Below are 18,571 nucleotides of genomic sequence, written 5' to 3'. Positions count from 1 at the left end.
GCCAACCATAATCGTCCCCCAACTGGACCCCGGCCTTCGCCGGGGAAGCAGTGGGTTGGCGGACGAGTCCCTCTATTCGACGGTCACCGATTTCGCGAGATTACGCGGCTGGTCGACATCCGTGCCCTTGGCCACCGCCACATGATAGGCGAGCAATTGCACCGGCACCGCATAGACCAACGGCGCGATCAGCGGGTGGACCTTGGGCATGGTGATGGTTGCCATGCACCCCTCGCCGGCCGCGGCGACACCGTCATAGTCCGAGATCAGCACGACCTTGCCACCGCGCGCCTGTACTTCCTGCATGTTCGACACGGTCTTTTCGAACAACGGGCCCGACGGGGCGATCACGATCACCGGCACATTCTCGTCGATCAGCGCGATCGGCCCGTGCTTCATCTCGCCCGCGGCATAGCCTTCGGCATGGATGTAGCTGATTTCCTTGAGCTTCAGCGCGCCCTCCAGCGCGAGCGGATAATCCGTGCCGCGCCCCAGATAGAGCACGTCGCGCGCACCAGCGATGACATGCGCCATGGCCTCGATCGACTCGTCATAGGCGAGCGCCCCATTCAGCGCAGCGGGCGCTTCGGCAAGATGCTTGACGATCGCCTTCTCGGCCGCCGCATCGAGCTTGCCCTTCGCGCGCGCCAGATTGGCGGCGAACGCGGCAAGCACCGCAAGCTGGCAGGTAAAGGCCTTGGTCGAGGCCACGCCGATCTCCGGCCCGGCATGAGTCGGCAGCAACAGGTCGGCCTCGCGCGCCATCGAACTGGTCGGCACGTTGACGACCACCGCGATCGTCTGCCCTTCGACCCGGGCGTGACGCAGCGCCGCGAGCGTATCCGCCGTCTCGCCCGACTGGCTGATGAAGAGGGCAAGGCCGCCCTCCTCCATCACTGGTTCGCGGTAGCGGAATTCCGATGCGACATCGAGGTCGACCGGCACGCGCGCGAACTGCTCGAACCAGTATTTGGCGACCATGCCGGCGTAGAAGCTGGTGCCGCAGGCGACGATGGTGACTCGCTTGATCGTGCTCAGGTCGAATTCCGGGATCGGCAGCGTCACCCGGTCCTCCATGCGCTGGAGATAGGAGCGCAGGGTCTGGGCGACGACGATCGGCTGCTCGTAAATCTCCTTGAGCATGTAATGCCGGTGGTTGCCCTTGGACACGAGCTCGCCGGTGACGCCCGAAATGGTGATGGGCCGCTCCACCGCCTCATTGTCGCGGTCGTAGATTTGCGCGCCCTCGCGCGTGATGACGACCCAGTCGCCTTCCTCGAGATAGGAGATGCGCTGCGTGAGCGGCGCGAGCGCGAGCGCGTCGGACCCCAGATAGGTCTCCCCGTCGCCATAGCCCACGACCAGCGGCGAACCGAGGCGCGCGCCGATCAGCAGCTCGGGATGCTGGCGGAACAGGATGGCGAGCGCAAAGGCGCCGTGCAGCCGCGGCAGCACTTCGGCGACCGCCTCGGTCGGCTTCATCCCGTTTTCGACCTTCTCGCTGACGAGATGGGCGACGACCTCGGTATCCGTCTCGCTGTCGAAATGGCGGCCCCGCGCGATCAGCTCGTCGCGCAGCGCCTTGAAATTCTCGATGATGCCGTTGTGGACCAGCGCAACTTCGTTCGTCGCGTGTGGATGCGCGTTGTTGGTGGTCGGCCCGCCATGCGTCGCCCAGCGGGTATGCGCGATGCCGGTCCGGCCCGGCAGCGGCTCCTCGGCCAGTACATTCACGAGATTGACCAGCTTGCCCGAGGCGCGGCGGCGATCGATCACGCCGTCATGCACGGTCGCGATGCCGGCTGAATCATAGCCGCGATATTCGAGCCGCTTGAGCCCGTCGAGCAGCCGGTCCGTGACCGCGTCCTTGCCGACGATTCCGACGATTCCGCACATAGAGAGTACCTTTAGACAGAGCTCAGTTCGCGAAGTTGGTGTCGACGAACGTCCATGTAAATATCAGCGGGTCGGGCTCGTTGCCGTTCGCCGCAACAAAAGCAGGCCGCCCCTTTTCCCAGATCCGGTGGATCTCATCCGGCATCGTCTCGGGGAACTCCATTTCAGCCTCGACGATCTCCAGCCAGGTGCCGGGCCGCTGGTAGATTTCCTGCAGCTTCGGCTCCATCGCCGTCATCATCGATTGCGATGCGGGGTCGAGCGCGCCGATCGCCTCGAGCACATAGCAATCGAGCAGCTTCAGAAAGGGTTTGCCGGCATAACGATCGCTCATGTCTTCGCGGCTTTGCGCGCGGCCATCGCCTCGCGGAATCGCTTCGCCCGGCCCGGCCGGGCCTCCTGTTTCGCGCGCGCGACCGCCAGCGCATCGGCCTCGACATCCGCGGTGATGACCGATCCGGCGCCGACCATCGCGCCGGCGCCGATCGTCACCGGGGCGACCAGCGCGCTGTTCGATCCGATGAACGCGCCTTCGCCGATGATGGTCTTGTACTTGAAATAACCGTCATAATTGCAGGTGATCGTGCCGGCGCCGATGTTCGCGCCCGCACCGACCTCCGCATCGCCGAGATAGGTCAGGTGGCTGGCCTTTGCGCCGGGGCCGAGCACGGCCTTTTTCATCTCGACGAAATTGCCGACCTTCGACTTCTCGCCCATCACCGCGCCCGGGCGCAGGCGGGCGAACGGGCCGACCTCGGCTTTGGGCCCTACGGTCGCGCCCTCGATATGGCTGAAGCCGTGGATCGTCGCGCCATCGGCGATGCTGGTGCCGGGGCCGAAAAACACATTGGGTTCGATCACCACGTCGCGGCCGATCTGCGTGTCATAGGCGAACCACACCGTCTCTGGCGCGATCAGGGTGGCGCCCTCCGCCATGGCGCGCGCCCGGCGGCTATGCTGCCAGCTCGCTTCGACCGCGGCCAGCTCGCCCCGGCTGTTGACGCCGGCAACCTCGGCCGCATCGGTCTCGATCACCGCCGAGACGCGCCCATCCTCGGCTGCGAGCATGACGATGTCGGGCAGATAGAATTCGCCCGCGGCATTGTCGTTGCCGACCAGAGCGAGCAGCGCGAACAGATCCTCGCCGCGCACGGCCATCAGGCCGGAATTGCACAGGGTCTCGGCGCGCTCCTCGGGGGTCGCGTCCTTATATTCGACCATCTTCTCGATGCGGCCATCGCCATCGGCGATCACCCGGCCATAAGCGGCGGGATCGGCGGGGCGGAAGCCGAGCACCACGGTCGCCGGCTGATCGGCGCCGTGCAGGCGTTCGAGCATGCGCGCCATCGTCGCAGTGGTGACGAGCGGCACGTCGCCATAGAGGATCAGGATATCGCCGGCGAAACCCCCTATCGCTTCCTCGGCCTGGTGCACGGCATGGCCGGTGCCGAGCTGCTCGCCCTGCACCACGGTCATCACGCCGAGCGGCGAAACCGCCGCCTCGACCTGCTCGCGGCCAGCACCCGTCACCACCACCGTGCGCTCAGGCTTCAGTGCCGCGGCGCTATCGATCAGGTGCAGCAGCATCGGCCGCCCGGCGATCGGATGGAGCACCTTGTGCAGGTCGGATTTCATGCGCGTGCCCTTGCCGGCGGCAAGGATGATGGCAGCGATGGGTCGATTGGTCACGGTACCTGAACCCTATTCCGTCGAGCCGGAACGAAAAAACGGCATTACCCGGCCGGCCCTGCCATGATTGTCTTGCCAATTCCATAGTGCCGCTGGCAGGCGCGGCTGGCATGACGAAGTTTTCATTCGATATCGTCGGTTTCGACCTGGACGGAACCTTCCTGGACACGATCGGCGATCTGCGCGCGGCGGTGAACCATACGCTGGCCGCGGCCGGGCGAGAGCCGCTGACCATCGAGCAAGTCAAGCCGATGATCGGCGCCGGCGCGAAGATCATGCTGGAGCGAACGCTGGCGGCGACCGGCGGGTGCAGCGAGGAGGAGTTCCGCCACCTCTACAAGCTGCTGCTCGCTTATTACGAAGCGCATATCGCGGTGGAGAGCCGGCCCTTCCCCGGCGCGGTCGAGGCGATCGAGGCATTGCGGGCGATGGGCGTGAAGACCGCCATCGTCACCAACAAGTTCGAAGGGCTGGCGGAAAAGCTGCTGGACCAACTCGGCCTGCGCGACCGGTTCGATACGCTGATCGGCGGTGACACGATGGGCAAGGGCCTGGCCAAGCCGCACCGCGCCCCGATCGACGAGATGATCCGGCGCCTCGGCGGCGGCCGCGCCGCATTTGTCGGCGATACGAGCTACGACATCCAGGCAGCGAAAAATGCCGGGGTGCCGGGCATTGCGGTCAGCTTCGGTTTCCTGCTGGGACCTGTCGAGGATCTGGGTGCGGATGCGATCATCGACAGCTATGCGGACCTGATTCCCACACTTGAAAGGATGGCCCGTTGATCGATCGCGAAATGCTGGCGCGGCTGGCCTTTTGGGGGGCGTTGCTGTTCGCGGTGGTCATGGCGGTATTGCCCAAACCGCCGCACACACCGATCGATCAGTTCGGCGACAAGTTCGAACATATGCTGGCCTTCGGCACGCTCGCCGCGCTCGCCGCTGCCGGCTATCTCCAGACGCCGCTGTTGCGGATCGCCGAACGCCTGTCCTTCTTCGGCGCGATGATCGAGCTGGTGCAATCGATCCCGGCGCTGCACCGCGATTGCGACATCAAGGACTGGATCGCGGATACCATGATCGTCATCCTGGTGCTCCTTCTCGCAGCACCCGTCCGACGCGCCATCGCCAAGCGGAATCACCAGATTTTTCCGCTATAGCCCGAGACATATCCTCGAGCCGCTTCGCGTTTTCAAACCGGCTTCCGCATGCCCAATCGTGGCTCCGTGCCCGCCAGAAGGCGGCCGATATTCGCCCGGTGACGCCAGATGACGTACGCCGCGCCTGTCGCCACCAGGAGAATATAGGCCACCGGCTGGTGAAACACCTGCATGAGGACGAATGCGGCAAGTGCCGCCAGGATTGAGCTCAGCGACACAATCCGCGACAGCGCCAGCACGACGGCGAAGACGATCGCCGCGCCAAGCCCTACCTGCCATGATATGGCCAGCAGCACGCCAAGGCCGGTCGCCGCCGACTTGCCACCGGTAAATCGGATGAAGATTGACCGGCTGTGTCCGACAATGGCGAGCAGCGCCACGGCCATGATCGCCCAAGGCAGCCAGGCGCTCATCTCGATAGCGGGCGCCTTGGCGGCCATGACTGCCGGCAACGAGTAGAGCCAATAGCCAAAGGCGACGGCGGCGAAGCCCTTGAGCAGGTCGATCACCAACGCGGCCAGGGCCGGCGTTTTGCCCAGGGTTCGCAGGACATTCGTGGCACCCGTCGATCCGGAACCATGTTCTCGAATATCGATGCCCCGAAGCAGCTTCCCCAGCCAATATCCCTTAGGAATCGCGCCGCACAAATAGGCGACCACGCCTGCGAGAAGATTGTAGGCGATCCAGGCTGCCATGCAGAGTCCTCCGTGTCCCAACCGGTTTATACCAGCCTCGTACTCTACGATACGGAATCCGGGCCGGCCGATTCCACACCGTCCACGCTTTCCCGACAGGATTGAGTCACGCCGGCATTGCGCCCACATCTCTCAGCTGGCCGCCAAGAGCACAGGGGAGTTTGAGATGACGGATCGAAGCCTGCGCCTCGCGCTGGAGCGCCATTGGGAGGCTTCGGACGCCGGCGATTTCGAGGCCGAGCACGATATCTATCACGAAGACGCGGTGCTGCATTATCCCCAATCGGGCGAGCGCATTCGCGGTCGGCGCAATATCCGGGAGAGCCGATATCTTCAGCCGAACAGGAAACGATTCACCGTCAACCGGATCGTCGGCGACGGGGATCTATGGGTTACGGAATTCATGCTCAGCTATGATGGCATTCCCTCCTATGCCGTCAGTATCATGGAGTTCGACAAGGGCCTGGTCGCCCGGGAAACGCAATATTTCGCCGACCCCTTCGAACCCGCGGCGTCGCGTGCCCATCTCGTCGATCCGGCTGCTCCGGCACTCCTTCCTGATCGCCGCAGTGACGCTGATCCGGGTTATCAGCGCGGCCTTCGCATCAAGCCGAGGCCCGTTGGAACTACGAACCTTGTCCGATGTGTCCCGCCGGTTTCGCCTCCAGCGGTATCGATGCCCGAATACGGAATTTACTGTCGTCGATCTCGTCCATCCGAACCGGCCCGAGCATCCTGTATCCATCGGCACTGAGGGTGGCTGCGAGCCCGCCGAGCAACAGCTCCTCCCGCTTTTTCACATCGTCATCGCCGGTCGGCGGCGGAATCGTTGCCGTCAGCGCGCACTCGTCGACACCGCATCCCAGCGCCACATCCAAAAGCTTGGGATAGGCCTGGCGCACATGCGCGACCGCTATCTCGCGCGCCGCAGGAAGATCGAGCGCATGCGCCTGAACTGCCCTTGGTGACGGCGCGGCAATGCCGGGCGCCGGAGTCGGCGCCTGGACCACGACGACGCCTTCGGGCACGGGCGCCCGGCCGGTCTCGAAAGTCTGTCGGACGCACCAGAAGGCCGCCATCGCGAGCACGGCCGCGATCAGCCCATATAATGGCGACCATCCCCGCCTCGTCTTCTCGCCGTCCTGTCGCATGCGAACTCCGTTGGAGCGTGGGGGATCCGCCCCGCGCCGGATCAAGCGCGGGGCGAACCAGGTTAGCAGATGGTCGATCCGGACGGGCAGCCCGGGGAATCGGTGCCGGAATCGAGGTTGGGATTGAACCCGGGCGTGATGCTCGTGTTCAACGCAGCCGCCAGGACGCCCGAGAAGCGGGACTCCTTGTTGTCGAAATTCGTGCCGGCGAAATTATAGTTCGACACGGTGTCGCGGACGCTGATCGAGGGATAGCCCTTCCAGCTCACCAGCGGCTGGATCACCCAGCTGCCCGTGCCGTTCTCGGGCGGCTCGTCGCCATTGTCGGTCTTGGAAAAGCGCCAGAGATGGGAAAAGCCCCAGGTCTCGTAATGATAGACCATCTTGACGTGCTGGCCGCTGGAATCGCTGACGAAGCGCAGCTGGCCGCCGCTCGTGGCGCGGGTGTCCCACCCGCCATGATCGCCGCGCGTGACACCCACCACGGTGCTGCCGGTGCCCTGGTCGGTGGTCCAGACGATAACCGATTCCCAATCATAGGCGTGCGAAAAGTCCGACTGCCAGAAATAGCTGTAGACACGCGCGCAAAAGCCGTTGTTGCAGCGGCTTCGCGAATACACGTTGCTCTGGCTGAGATAATTGGCGTTGCGGCACGACGCCGGCGGCCGGGTGGCGTAGGTGGAAGCGCCCGCGCTGATGCCGCCCGAACTGTTGACGGCCGAAACGTTGAAGCAGACGTCCGTATCGAAATCGACCGCGGGCTGAAACCGCTTGTCCAGCGCGGTTGCCAGTGCCGGCAGCGGCGCGACCGGCGCCGGCCATCCCTGCGCCAGTGCCGATCCGGCGTTCAGCAGCATGAAAGCCCCGATGGCTGCGCCCAACCAGGCCCGAACCGGCGAGGCAGCGATGCGCCCTCGCGACCTTTTGTCATGCGATCCGCATGCCGTTTGAAATAGGCTTCCCATACAATCTCCCGTTGCAGAAAGGTGATACGCACACCGCACGCACTCACTTCCGCGGTCGAAAATGTCGCGGAAGGCGAGTCTGGAAATTCTCATGGTCGCTGGGCACCGGCACCGCGCGTCCTCACAGGAGAAGACGGAAAAGCGCGACGATCCGGACAGAGATTTCTCGCGCGGCGCGGCATGTCGCGCCGCCGGCGAGTCAGGTTACGGCCGCGCCCCGGCCGGCAGGCCCCGCTGTTCTAGCGCGAAACGCAGATCGGCAACCGCGCGCGTGCAATGCTTCTCGATCGCGGCGCGACTCATCTCCAGGTCGGCGGCGATGATCGCGATCGGCATGTCGTCCAACCGGCGGCGCAGAAAGATTTCGCGGCGCAGCGGCGGCATCGCGCGCAACGCCTGGACGAGAATCGTCACCCGCTGCCGGTAATCGAGCACCGAATCCGCGCGCGGATAGTCGCAGGCAATCGTATCGCACAGCGCCGCCGAGGGCGGTGCCGCGCGCATGCGGCGAAAATGATCATGCATCAGGTTGCGCGCGATCGCGTAACACAGCGCCGCCACGTTCGCGACCGATCGGCGCTCGGCATAGACATAATAGCGCAGATAGGTTTCCTGGACGATGTCCTCGCGCGCATCCTGGTCGCGCAGGCGATTTCCGATGAAGCGGCTCAGCCCCTCGCGCAGCGCGATCTCTTCACTGAGCGCGACGTTACGGCGTCGAAAGGAGGGGATCTCGTTCATCGGATCGCGTCTCGCGCAAAGCGCGGCTTGGGCGGCATCGCTGATAGCTGCATTGCCGCGTCCCTCCGGGCGCGAGTCGTCGCCGCGCCGTGAGTGAGGTAAGCCTGCCCGGTGAAAGCTGGATGACGCCAACATGACCGCGCCGCCATCGCGCATGACCGAATGACGCGGCGAGCAAGGCTGGCCGGGCCGGAGAGGAATGGGTAGAGGAGCGACAATGCTCACCGGGTTCGGCCATCGTACAGTCACTGCCATCGTCATCGCCATCGTCGCGGCGGGCGCGGTGTTGTTGATCTCGTCGGACGTCCCGGCGACGCTCGTCACCCTGGTCGGCGGCATCGCCGCCGCATTGCTCGCGGCCGGCGCGGGCGACGAAACGACCGAGGCATCGAACGCCAAGACCGACCCGACGGCCCCCGCGGTGCCGGAGATCATCGAGGTGATCGAGGCGGTCGTCGAGCCGGTGCTGATCATCAACCAGGGCCGCGTCACTCATGCGAACATGTCGGCGCGTGCGCTGCTTGGCGGACATATCGTTGGCGAGGATGTACGCCTTGCGATCCGTCATCCTGCCGCCGCGGAACGGCTTGCCGGCCCGGCCGGCAGCGTGCCGCAGGGACCGATCGACCTTGTCGGGCTCGGCACGCTCGATCAGCGTTGGCAAATGCATGTCGGGCGCGCCGCGGGCGGCCAGCGCATCGTCCATCTGATCGACCAGACGGGAAATTATGCCGCCGAGCGCATGCGCGTCGATTTCGTTGCCAATGCCAGCCACGAACTTCGCACGCCACTCGCCTCGATCCTCGGCTATATCGAAACCCTCGAGGAAGAGGCCGGCGCCGACAGGGCCGTGCGCAGCCGCTTCCTGAAGATCATGTTCGACGAATCGCGGCGGATGCAGCGGCTGGTCGAGGATCTGATCTCGCTCAGCCGGATCGAGGCGGAGAAATACCGGCTGCCGGACAGCGCGGTCGACCTGCGCGATCTGATCGGCGAAGTGCGGACTGAACTGCTCGACGCGCGCGATGCGCGCGGCAACGAGATCGTGGCGGATATCGCCGCGGACGTGCCGGCCGTCGCCGGCGACCGCGCGCAGCTGAGCCAGGTGCTCCACAATCTGATCGGCAATGCGATCAAATATGGCCGGCCCGGCGCGCCGGTGTCGGTCCGGCTGTGGCGTGACCAGACGGGCATGGTGCGGATCAGCGTGGCCGACGAAGGCGACGGCATCGCGCCCGAGCATATCCCCCGGCTGACCGAACGATTCTACCGGGTCGACGCCGGGCGCAGCCGCGCGGCGGGCGGCACCGGCCTGGGTCTGGCGATCGTCAAGCATATCGTCGAGCGGCATCGCGGACGCCTCGATATCGCCAGTATCGTCGGCAAGGGCACTACCGTGACCGTGCTGCTTCCCGCTCACGGAGCGGGTGTCATCAAACGGTAACGCAACTGTCACACAGGCGCGTTGATCGCGCTGCTAGCGCGACTCAGGAATTGCTCCCGAGGAAACGCTCCACGTGACACGGACCACCCTGATTCTCGCTCTCAGCGCGCTCGCCCTCTCGGCCTGTGAGGACCAGGCGAATGGCGGCGGCGCGGGTTCGCGCGATCAGATCAGGGCGGTGGGATCGTCGACCGTCTTTCCCTTCACCACCCTGGTGGCCGAGCAATTCATCAACTCGAGCCCCAACGCCCGGACGCCGGTGATCGAATCGACCGGCACGGGCGCGGGCATGAAGCTGTTCTGCGCCGGCATCGGCGCCGCGCATCCCGATATCGAGGCGGCATCACGCCGCATGAAGGCGTCCGAATATGCGACCTGCAAGGCGAACGGTGCCGGCGACCTGCTGGAAATCCAGGTCGGGCTCGACGGCATCGCCTTTGCCGAGGCAAACAATGGCCCCAAATTCCAGCTGACCCCGGTCGACCTGTTCAAGGCGATGGCGGCCAGCCCGATGGGAGCGAAGAACAGCGCGCGCACCTGGCGCGAGGTGAATCCGGCGCTGCCGGCGACGCCGATCCAGATCTACGGTCCGCCCGCAACCAGCGGCACGCGCGATGCGCTGACCGAGCTGATCCTCAACAAGGGCTGCGAAACCGCGATGCCCGCGATGAAGCCGCTGAAAGAGACGGACAAGGACGCTTACGACAAGGTCTGCAGCCGGGTGCGCGAGGACGGCGCCTATATCGATGCCGGCGAGAACGACAATCTGATCGTCCAGAAGCTGCAGTCCAACCCGAGCGCGATCGGCATCTTCGGCTATTCCTATCTCGAGGAAAATCGCGACGAGGTGAACGGCGTGCCGCTGAACGGCATCGAACCGACCTATGAGACGATCGCGCAGGATCGCTATCCCGGATCGCGTCCGTTGTTCCTGTACGTCAAGAAGGCGCACCTCAACGCGATCCCCGGCCTGCGCCGCTTCCTCGTCGAATATTCGAAGCTGTGGAACCCGAGCGGACCACTGGTGAGGCGCGGGCTGATTGCCTCCCCGCCAGAGGTTCGCGCGCAATCGGTATCGATCATCAAGCACGAGACTCTGCTCGACCCGAGCAAGCTCCACTAGATGTCGGCCCTCGCCCTTCTTTTCCTGATCGCCGGGCTGGGGCTGATCGGCTGGCTGACCGCGCGCGTCCGCGCCGTGAGCTTCCGGCGCGACAGCAGCGCGCGGTTCAGTTCGCTGCCGTCGCATCATGGCACCTATGTCGCGATGTGGACGGTGCTGCCGGCCGCCCTGTTTCTCGCGATCTGGTCGTCGGTTTCCCCGGCGCTCGTCACTGACGCGGTGCTGGAAACGCCCGCCGCGGCGCAATTGCCGGCCAACCGGTTCGAGCGCGCGTCGGTCCTGTCCGAGGCGCGCAATCTCGCCGCCGGGCGGAGCTTCGGTACCTTCAACCCGCTCTCGCAAACGCTCGCGCCGGCCTATGCCTCGGCGCAGAAGCGTTATGACTGGATCGGCAGCGCCGCCGCCCTGCTGCTGGCGTTCGCGGCAGGCGCCTGGGCCTTTACGCGCATTCGCCCGGCCTTTCGCGCGCGGACCCAGATCGAGCGGGTGGTGATGGTGCTGCTGCTCGCCGCATCGCTGATCGCGATCCTAACGACGCTCGGCATCGTCGCGTCGCTGCTGTTCGAATCGGCGCGCTTCTTCCGCATGGTGCCGATCGGCGATTTCCTGTTCGGCACGCACTGGAGCCCGCAGGTGATCCCGGCCAACGATCCCGGCTCGGCGCTCGGCGCGGTGCCCTTGTTCTGGGGCACTTTCTTCATCGGCGCGGTGATCGCGATGATCGTTGCGATCCCGTTCGGGCTGATGAGCGCGATCTATCTGACTCAATATGCCGCGCCGCGCGTGCGCGCCTGGATGAAGCCGACCCTCGAGATCCTGGCGGGCGTGCCGACCGTCGTTTACGGCTATTTCGCCGCGTTGACCGTGGCGCCCGCGGTGCGCGATCTCGCCGTGTCGCTCGGCGTGACCTGGGCGTCGTCGGAAAGCGCGCTCGCTGCCGGTCTGGTGATGGGGGTGATGATCATCCCCTTCGTCTCCTCCATGGCCGACGATTCGATCGCGGCCGTGCCCTCCTCGATGCGCGACGGCAGCCTCGCCATGGGCGCGACCTCGTCCGAGACGATCCGCCGGGTGCTGTTGCCCGCCGCGCTGCCCGGCGTTGTCGGCGGCGTCCTGCTTGCGGTCAGCCGGGCGATCGGCGAGACGATGATCGTGGTGATGGCCGCCTCGGGCGTCGCCACCATGACGCTCAACCCCTTCGCCAGCGCGACGACCGTGACCAAGCAGATCGTCGACCTGCTGACCGGCGAGGCCGAGTTCGACAGCCCCAAGACGCTCGCCGCCTTTGCGCTGGGACTGACGCTATTCATCGTGACGCTGTTGCTCAACATCGTCGCGCTCACGGTCGTGAAACGGTATCGGGAGGCCTATGAATGAATAGTCTCCTGCCCGAAAAGGCACCGACCGACTGGCGTGCCGAGGCAATGCAGCGCCGCATCCGCCGCCGCTATCGGTCCGAACGCCGGTTCAAGCTGCTCGGGCTCGCGGCCGTGCTGCTGTCGGCGGGCTTCCTCGTCTTCCTGCTCGCCACGATGCTGGCGAATGGCATTGGCGGCTTCAGCCGCACCGAGATCAAGCTGCCGGTCGACTTTCCCAAAGCCGGCCTGACGCTTGATGCGACGCGGCTGTCGGGTCCGGGTGCCGACCTGGCGCTGGCCGGGGCCGGCATTCAGGGCGCGACCGATGGCGCGGCGATCGCCGCCTTCGGCAAGGACGGCGACCGGCTGATCTCCGACGGCGCATGGTTGAGTGTCCGCGCCGCAGTGAAGGCCGATCCGACGCTGCTGCGCGGCCGGGCGACGATCGCGGTGCCCGCCTCGGACGCGATCGACATCGCCGCCAAGGGTGAAGGATTCCCCGAGGCCGAGGCGCAGGTGGCGAAGCTGAAGGCGGCCGGTGTGCTGACCACCGGCTTCAACCTGTCCTTCCTGCGCGAAGCGGATTCGACCGACCCGACCATGGTCGGCATCTGGGGCGCGCTGAAGGGATCGATCTACACGATGATCGTCACCCTGTTGCTGGCCTTCCCGATCGGCGTGCTCTCCGCGCTCTATCTCGAGGAATATGCGCCGCAGAATCGCTGGACCGACCTGATCGAAGTCTCGATCAACAACCTTGCGGCGGTGCCGTCGATCATCTTCGGCCTGCTTGGCCTGGCAGTGTTCCTCAACACCTTCCATCTGCCGCGCTCGGCGGCGATCGTCGGGGGCCTCACGCTTGCGCTGATGACGATGCCGGTGATCGTCATCGCCGGGCGCAACGCGATCAAGAGCGTGCCGCCCTCGATCCGCGATGCCGCGCTCGCGGTCGGCGCCTCGCCGGTGCAGGTGGTGTTCCACCATGTGCTGCCGCTCGCTTTGCCCGGCATCCTGACCGGCACGATCATCGGCATGGCGCGCGCGCTCGGCGAGACCGCGCCGCTGCTGATGATCGGCATGCGCGCCTTCATCGCTTCCCCGCCCGACCGGCTGACCGATCCCGCGACGGTGCTGCCGGTGCAGATCTTCCTCTGGTCCGATCAGGTCAATCGCGGTTTCGTCGAGAAGACCAGCGCGGCGATCATCGTGCTGCTCGTCTTCCTGCTCGCGATGAACGGCGTCGCGATCTACCTCCGCAACAAATTCGAGACCCGCTGGTAATGACTCAACATCTCAAGATGACGGCCAACCACGTCAACGTCTTCTACGGCAAGAAGCAGGCGATCAACGACGTGTCGATCGACATCGACCAGGATCTCGTGACGGCGTTCATCGGCCCGTCGGGCTGCGGCAAATCGACCTTCCTGCGCACGCTCAACCGGATGAATGACACCGTGGCCAGCGCGAAGGTGACCGGCGACATCCGGCTTGACGGCGAGGACATCTATGCGCCCGAAATGGACGTGGTGCAGCTTCGCGCCCGGGTCGGCATGGTGTTCCAGAAACCCAACCCCTTCCCCAAGTCGATCTTCGAGAATGTGGCCTATGGCCCGCGCATCCACGGCCTCGCATCGAACAAGAGCCAGCTTACCGGCATCGTCGAGCAGTCGCTGAAGCGCGCCGGCCTGTGGGAGGAAGTGAAGGACCGGCTGCAGGACAGCGGCACGGCGCTATCGGGCGGCCAGCAGCAGCGGCTGTGCATCGCCCGCGCCATCGCCGTCGACCCAGAAGTGATCCTGATGGACGAGCCCTGCTCGGCGCTCGATCCGATCGCCACCGCCAAGATCGAGGAGCTGATCCACGAATTGAAGGGCCGCTACGCCATCGTGATCGTGACGCACAACATGCAGCAGGCGGCGCGCGTGTCGCAGCGCACGGCGTTTTTCCATCTCGGCACGCTGATCGAATATGGTGCGACGTCCGACATCTTCACCAACCCGCGCGAGGAGCGCACCAGGGACTATATCACCGGCCGGTACGGCTGAGCCACGGGACATATTCAGTGAGCGAACATACGGTAAAGGCTTTCGACGACGATATCGGGCAGCTCCGCGGCCTGATCGCGGAGATGGGCGGGCTCGCCGAACAGGCGATCGGCTCGGCGATCGAGGCGCTGCAGCGGCACGACCTGGAAGGCGCCGCGAAGATCGTCGCCGACGACAAGAAGATCGACGCGCTGGAAATGCAGGTCGAGCAGCTTGCCGTGCGCATCATTGCGCTGCGCGCGCCGATGGCGGTCGACCTGCGCGAGGTAGTCGCGGCGCTGAAGATTGCCGGCGTGGTCGAGCGGATCGGCGATTACGCCAAGAACATCGCCAAGCGCGTGCCGCTGATCGACAGCCATGGCGAGATCGAGCCGCTATCGGTGCTGCCGGCGATGGCCACGCTCGCCGCCGCCCTCGTCCATGACGTGCTCGACGCCTTTGCCGCGCGCGATGCCGAGGCTGCGGTCTCGGTGTGCGAGCGCGACAAGGCAGTCGACGATTTCTACAACAGTCTCTTCCGGGTGCTCGTGACGCACATGATGGAGAACCCGAAGACGATCGGCCAGGTCGCCCACCTGCTGTTCATTGCCAAGAATCTGGAGCGTGTCGGCGACCACGCGACCAATGTTGCCGAAATGGTATATTATGCCGCAACGGGCACGCACATGGCCGAGCGTGACCGCGCGACGATCGAAACGATCTGAAGGAGCAAGACCGATGGCCCGAGCGAAAATGCTGCTGGTAGAGGATGATGCGGCGCTTGCCGAACTCCTGATCTATCATTTCAAGCGCGAGGATTTCGAGGTCAAGCAGACCCCGGATGGCGAGGAAGCCCTGCTGCTCGCCAAGGAACAGACCCCCGATATCGTGCTGCTCGACTGGATGGTCGAGGGGCTTTCGGGGATCGAAGTGTGCCGCCGCCTGCGCCGCATGCCCGAGACGGCGAACGTGCCGATCATCATGCTCACCGCACGCGGCGAGGAAGAGGATCGTGTGCGCGGGCTCGAGACCGGCGCCGACGATTATGTGACCAAGCCCTTCTCGCCGCGCGAGCTGGTGGCGCGGGTCGGCGCGGTGCTGCGCCGCGTGCGGCCGGCGCTGGCGGGCGAGCAGCTCACCTATGGTGATGTCGAGATGGACACGGTCGGCCACAAGGTCCGCCGCGCGGGCGAAGTCGTGCCGCTCGGMCCGACCGAGTTCCGCCTGCTCAAGCATTTCCTCGAGCATCCGGGCTGGGTCTTCTCGCGCGAGCGCCTGCTCGATGCGGTGTGGGGGCATGATTCGGACATCGAATCGCGCACTGTCGACGTGCACATCCGCCGCCTGCGCAAGGCGATTAATGGGACGAACCGTCCGGATATTATCCGGACCGTCCGGTCTGCCGGCTACGCACTGGATTCGGGGGCCTAGGCCAGCGTCGAATCGGGTGCGAAACAGTGGAGCCATGCGCCCGCCCGCGCGTTTGGGGCGGGCGTGGGCGACAGCCTGCGCTTGAAAATGCAGGAGACAGTGATGAAACTCATGCTCTTGGCCGCTCTTGCGGTCGCAATGCCGGCGGTGGCGCAGGAAACGCCCGCCCCGCAGACGGCAGCCACCACCGATGCGGCGACGACACCCGATCCGGTCGGCGGCTATCAGCCCAGCCAGCCGGCATTGTCGGGCACGCCGCAGCCGGGCGTGAAGCCGACCTTCGTCCAGGCGCCTTCGCCCGACCAGGCCTTCCCCGCGCCCCCGCCGCTGGCGAAATACCCGATCTGCAAGCGCGGCCAGTTCGACAAGTGCATGCAGCGCGGCGGACGCTGATATGTCGGGCGGGCGCTAGGAAGCGCCCGCCACCACTTGCCTTGACGGTGCGATAGAATAGGAAGCGCTCCATCATCTTTGGGAGCGCCCGCATGACCATCAGTTTCAAGGACCGTGTCGCGATCGTCACCGGCGCAGGCGGCGGCCTGGGCCGCGCCTATGCGCTCGAACTGGCGAAGCGCGGCGCAAAGGTCGTCGTCAACGATCTGGGCGGGTCGCGCGACGGCACCGGCCATTCCGACGCAGCGCTGAAGGTCGTCGCCGAGATCGAGGCGGCCGGCGGCGAAGCCATGTCCGATGGCGGCAGCGTCACCGAATATGATCACATGGTCGAACTCGTCGCCAAGACGAAGGAGAAATGGGGCGGCGTCCACGTCCTGCTCAACAATGCCGGCGTGCTGCGCGACAAGAGCTTCGCGAAGATGGAGCCGGCCGATTTCAAGTTCGTCGTCGACGTCCACCTGATCGGTTCCGCCAATGTCACCAAGGCCGTGTGGGAGACGATGCGCGAGCAGAATTACGGCCGCATCCTGATGACCGCCTCGTCAACCGGACTGTACGGCAATTTCGGCCAGACCAATTACGGCGCCGCCAAGCTCGGCCTCGCCGGCTTCGCCAAGACGCTTTATCTCGAAGGCGCCAAGAACAACATCAAGGTCAACACGATCGCCCCGACCGCAGGCACGCGCATGACCGAGGACCTGTTTCCGCCCGAGGCCTTCCAGGCCTTCGCCCCGGAAAAGGTCGTTCCCGCCGCGCTCTATCTCGTGTCCGAGGATGCGCCGACCAACATGATCGTCGGCGCGGGCGCGGGCGTGTTCCAGGCGGCCTATGTCACCCTGACCCAGGGCAAGCTGCTGACCGGCGACGAGCTCAGCCCCGAAGGCATCGCGGCGCACTGGAGCGAGATCGTCGATCGCACCGGCGAGATGACCCCGCAATCCGGTGGCGAACAGGCCATGTCGATCCTGAGGAAGCTTCAGGGCGGCTGAGCTGTAGCACTGTATTGCCATGGCAATACACTCGTGATATTCCTCCCGCAACAACAGGAGGAATGCCATGTACAGCGAGAGCGATCTTGATGACGCGGTAGCGGCGGGGGCCATCTCCCGCGAAGCTGCCGCGGCCCTGCGCAGCCATGTCGCCCGGAGCCATTCGGCACCGGCGGTGGACGAGGAGCATTTCAAGCTTCTCAGCGGGTTCAACGACATCTTCGTCGCCATCGCGGTCGGGCTCGTGCTCGTCGCGCTGGCCTGGATCGGTCAGTCGGTCTTCAAGCCGCTCGCCGGCGCACTCGTTGCCATCGCCGCGTGGGGGCTCGCGGAATATTTCACCCGGCAGCGCCGCATGGCCCTGCCCAGCATCCTGCTGCTGATCGCCTTTGTCGGCGGCGTCGCCGCGACCCTGATCGGCGTCATGGTGGAAATCGACCCGGACCTCTCGGACCGTACCAATGCAGTGATCGGCGCCGGCATCGGCCTGGTCGCCGCCGGCGCGGCATGGGTGCACTGGAAGCGCTTCATGGTGCCGATCACCGTCGCGGCCGGCGCGGCCGCCTTGGTCGCGGTCGCGGTGGCGCTGACACTCGCGGCGATTCCGGCGGCGAAGGACGCGATCTATCCGATCCTGCTCGCCGGCGGCCTTGCCGTGTTCGCGCTCGCAATGTGGTGGGACATGTCGGACCGGGAGCGCCGCACGCGCCGCTCGGACGTCGCCTTCTGGCTGCATCTCGCCGCTGCACCGCTGATCGCGCATCCGGTGTTCCACATGCTCGGCGTGTTCAACGAGACCATCACGCTCGACATCGCGGCCATCGTGCTCGTGCTCTACCTCGTCTTCGCCTTCGTCGCGCTCGCGGTCGACCGTCGCGCGCTGCTGGTCTCCAGCCTCGCCTATGTGCTGTACGCGATGTACTCGCTGTTCCTTACGGCGGGCGCGGTAGAACTGGCCTGGGCCTTCACCGCGCTGGTGATCGGCTCGGCGCTGCTGACGCTCTCCGCCTTCTGGCACCCGATGCGCCGGCTCGTCGTCGGCACGCTGGGCAGCCTGAGTGAAAAACTTCCGCCAGTCGGGGCAATGGCCACCGCCTGACGCAAGAACCCGCCAAGCCAAACTGCCCCCGGCAGCCCTTGGGCCGCCGGGGGTTCTTTTTTACAGATCCACGAGCTTCATCAGCCGCCGCTCAAGCGGCGCCAGTACGGGCGCGAGTTCGTGCCCGCGCTTCAAGACGACACCCGCTTCGTTGACCAGCGACCACATGCCCTGGCGGTTGCGCTGGGCGGGATGTTTCTGGATGCGGTATTCCGGCCGCTCGGCCGCGCGGCGGAAGGCAGCGAAGATCGCCGCGTCGCTGCCCAGTTCGATTGCATAGTCGCGCCAATGGCCGGCGGCGACCATCCGGCCATAGAGATCGAGGATGCGAGTGAGTTCGAGGCGTTCGAAGCCGACCTGGCCGGCGCGTCCCTGCGGCAGCGGAAAAGGGGTTACCGTCCCCATCAGGCG

General features: G+C 65.6%; 20 protein-coding genes. 13 read left to right on the top strand and 7 right to left on the bottom strand.

Translation table 11 applies throughout. From position 1 onward, the window contains the following. Positions 1 to 72 precede the first annotated feature (72 nt). Genes glmS through glmU form a run of 3 tightly spaced genes read right to left on the bottom strand, consistent with a single transcriptional unit; the run spans position 73 to position 3,585 of the window. Positions 73 to 1,896 carry a glutamine--fructose-6-phosphate transaminase (isomerizing) gene (glmS, locus tag AC1DX5_RS17170; RefSeq protein WP_478016485.1) on the bottom strand — a complete coding sequence of 608 codons (1,824 nt, stop codon included), beginning with the start codon at positions 1,894 to 1,896 and terminating at the stop codon, positions 73 to 75. 22 nt (positions 1,897 to 1,918) lie between these two features. Further along, positions 1,919 to 2,230 carry a hypothetical protein gene (locus AC1DX5_RS17165; protein ID WP_478016484.1) on the bottom strand — a complete coding sequence of 104 codons (312 nt, stop codon included), beginning with the start codon at positions 2,228 to 2,230 and terminating at the stop codon, positions 1,919 to 1,921. Further along, the gene (gene glmU / locus AC1DX5_RS17160) at positions 2,227 to 3,585 is read right to left on the bottom strand and encodes a bifunctional UDP-N-acetylglucosamine diphosphorylase/glucosamine-1-phosphate N-acetyltransferase GlmU (protein WP_478016483.1); all 1,359 of its coding nucleotides are present in this window, start codon (positions 3,583 to 3,585) and stop codon (positions 2,227 to 2,229) included. The genes AC1DX5_RS17165 and glmU overlap by 4 nt, the downstream gene beginning before the upstream one ends. Before the next feature lie 110 nt (positions 3,586 to 3,695). On the opposite strand from glmU, the gene AC1DX5_RS17155 reads away from it, so the two are divergent. After that, the gene (locus tag AC1DX5_RS17155; RefSeq protein ID WP_478016482.1) at positions 3,696 to 4,370 is read left to right on the top strand and encodes an HAD-IA family hydrolase; all 675 of its coding nucleotides are present in this window, start codon (positions 3,696 to 3,698) and stop codon (positions 4,368 to 4,370) included. Next, positions 4,367 to 4,744, top strand: coding sequence for a hypothetical protein (locus AC1DX5_RS17150; protein ID WP_465172686.1), 378 nt, complete (start codon positions 4,367 to 4,369; stop codon positions 4,742 to 4,744). The genes AC1DX5_RS17155 and AC1DX5_RS17150 overlap by 4 nt, the downstream gene beginning before the upstream one ends. A gap of 32 nt (positions 4,745 to 4,776) precedes the next feature. On the opposite strand, the gene plsY is transcribed toward AC1DX5_RS17150, so the two are convergent. Beyond that, on the bottom strand, positions 4,777 to 5,439 hold the full coding sequence (plsY, locus tag AC1DX5_RS17145; protein ID WP_478016481.1) for a glycerol-3-phosphate 1-O-acyltransferase PlsY: 663 nt from the start codon (positions 5,437 to 5,439) through the stop codon (positions 4,777 to 4,779). A 166-nt stretch (positions 5,440 to 5,605) separates the two neighbouring features. Between plsY and AC1DX5_RS17140 the strand changes: the two genes are divergently transcribed. Further along, complete coding sequence (locus AC1DX5_RS17140; protein WP_478016480.1) at positions 5,606 to 6,193, top strand: nuclear transport factor 2 family protein; 588 nt, start codon at positions 5,606 to 5,608, stop codon at positions 6,191 to 6,193. Between the two features lie 459 nt (positions 6,194 to 6,652). Here AC1DX5_RS17140 and AC1DX5_RS17135 read toward each other — a convergent pair whose 3' ends face one another. Continuing rightward, positions 6,653 to 7,447 carry an NPP1 family protein gene (locus AC1DX5_RS17135; RefSeq protein ID WP_478016479.1) on the bottom strand — a complete coding sequence of 265 codons (795 nt, stop codon included), beginning with the start codon at positions 7,445 to 7,447 and terminating at the stop codon, positions 6,653 to 6,655. 312 nt (positions 7,448 to 7,759) lie between these two features. Further along, positions 7,760 to 8,296, bottom strand: a complete 537-nt coding sequence (locus tag AC1DX5_RS17130; RefSeq protein ID WP_465172681.1) for an RNA polymerase sigma factor — start codon at positions 8,294 to 8,296, stop codon at positions 7,760 to 7,762. A 217-nt stretch (positions 8,297 to 8,513) separates the two neighbouring features. Here AC1DX5_RS17130 and AC1DX5_RS17125 point away from each other — a divergent pair, with 217 nt between their 5' ends. From AC1DX5_RS17125 to AC1DX5_RS17080, 10 genes are all read left to right on the top strand, one after another. Continuing rightward, complete coding sequence (locus tag AC1DX5_RS17125) at positions 8,514 to 9,740, top strand: ATP-binding protein (RefSeq protein WP_465172680.1); 1,227 nt, start codon at positions 8,514 to 8,516, stop codon at positions 9,738 to 9,740. A gap of 73 nt (positions 9,741 to 9,813) precedes the next feature. Continuing rightward, positions 9,814 to 10,863 (top strand): substrate-binding domain-containing protein, encoded by a 1,050-nt coding sequence (locus tag AC1DX5_RS17120; protein ID WP_478016478.1) that lies wholly within the window; start codon positions 9,814 to 9,816, stop codon positions 10,861 to 10,863. Next, complete coding sequence (gene pstC, locus AC1DX5_RS17115; RefSeq protein ID WP_465172678.1) at positions 10,864 to 12,240, top strand: phosphate ABC transporter permease subunit PstC; 1,377 nt, start codon at positions 10,864 to 10,866, stop codon at positions 12,238 to 12,240. Next, on the top strand, positions 12,237 to 13,502 hold the full coding sequence (gene pstA / locus AC1DX5_RS17110) for a phosphate ABC transporter permease PstA (RefSeq protein ID WP_478016477.1): 1,266 nt from the start codon (positions 12,237 to 12,239) through the stop codon (positions 13,500 to 13,502). Before pstC ends, pstA begins: the two co-directional genes overlap by 4 nt. Next, positions 13,502 to 14,266: a phosphate ABC transporter ATP-binding protein PstB gene (pstB, locus tag AC1DX5_RS17105; RefSeq protein WP_465172676.1), complete on the top strand. Its 765-nt coding sequence runs from the start codon at positions 13,502 to 13,504 to the stop codon at positions 14,264 to 14,266. The genes pstA and pstB overlap by 1 nt, the downstream gene beginning before the upstream one ends. 17 nt (positions 14,267 to 14,283) lie before the next feature. Next, positions 14,284 to 14,970, top strand: coding sequence for a phosphate signaling complex protein PhoU (gene phoU / locus AC1DX5_RS17100; RefSeq protein WP_465172675.1), 687 nt, complete (start codon positions 14,284 to 14,286; stop codon positions 14,968 to 14,970). Positions 14,971 to 14,983: 13 nt separating this feature from the next. Then, entirely contained in the window at positions 14,984 to 15,676 is a 693-nt protein-coding gene (gene phoB / locus AC1DX5_RS17095; RefSeq protein WP_372852268.1) for a phosphate regulon transcriptional regulator PhoB, read from the top strand. Positions 15,677 to 15,778: 102 nt separating this feature from the next. Continuing rightward, on the top strand, positions 15,779 to 16,069 hold the full coding sequence (locus tag AC1DX5_RS17090) for a hypothetical protein (protein ID WP_465172674.1): 291 nt from the start codon (positions 15,779 to 15,781) through the stop codon (positions 16,067 to 16,069). 92 nt (positions 16,070 to 16,161) lie between these two features. After that, complete coding sequence (locus tag AC1DX5_RS17085; RefSeq protein WP_465172673.1) at positions 16,162 to 17,061, top strand: SDR family NAD(P)-dependent oxidoreductase; 900 nt, start codon at positions 16,162 to 16,164, stop codon at positions 17,059 to 17,061. Positions 17,062 to 17,128: 67 nt separating this feature from the next. Then, complete coding sequence (locus AC1DX5_RS17080) at positions 17,129 to 18,160, top strand: hypothetical protein (RefSeq protein WP_465172672.1); 1,032 nt, start codon at positions 17,129 to 17,131, stop codon at positions 18,158 to 18,160. A 60-nt stretch (positions 18,161 to 18,220) separates the two neighbouring features. Here the strand turns inward: AC1DX5_RS17080 and AC1DX5_RS17075 are convergent, their stop codons facing one another. Further along, the gene (locus tag AC1DX5_RS17075) at positions 18,221 to 18,565 is read right to left on the bottom strand and encodes a DUF2794 domain-containing protein (protein WP_465172671.1); all 345 of its coding nucleotides are present in this window, start codon (positions 18,563 to 18,565) and stop codon (positions 18,221 to 18,223) included. Positions 18,566 to 18,571: the final 6 nt, after the last annotated feature.

Source organism: Sphingomonas sp. P2_B6 (genome assembly GCF_056404755.1).
The sequence above is the reverse complement of the archived record's forward strand: the minus strand, read 5'-3'. Positions and strand labels throughout refer to the sequence as shown.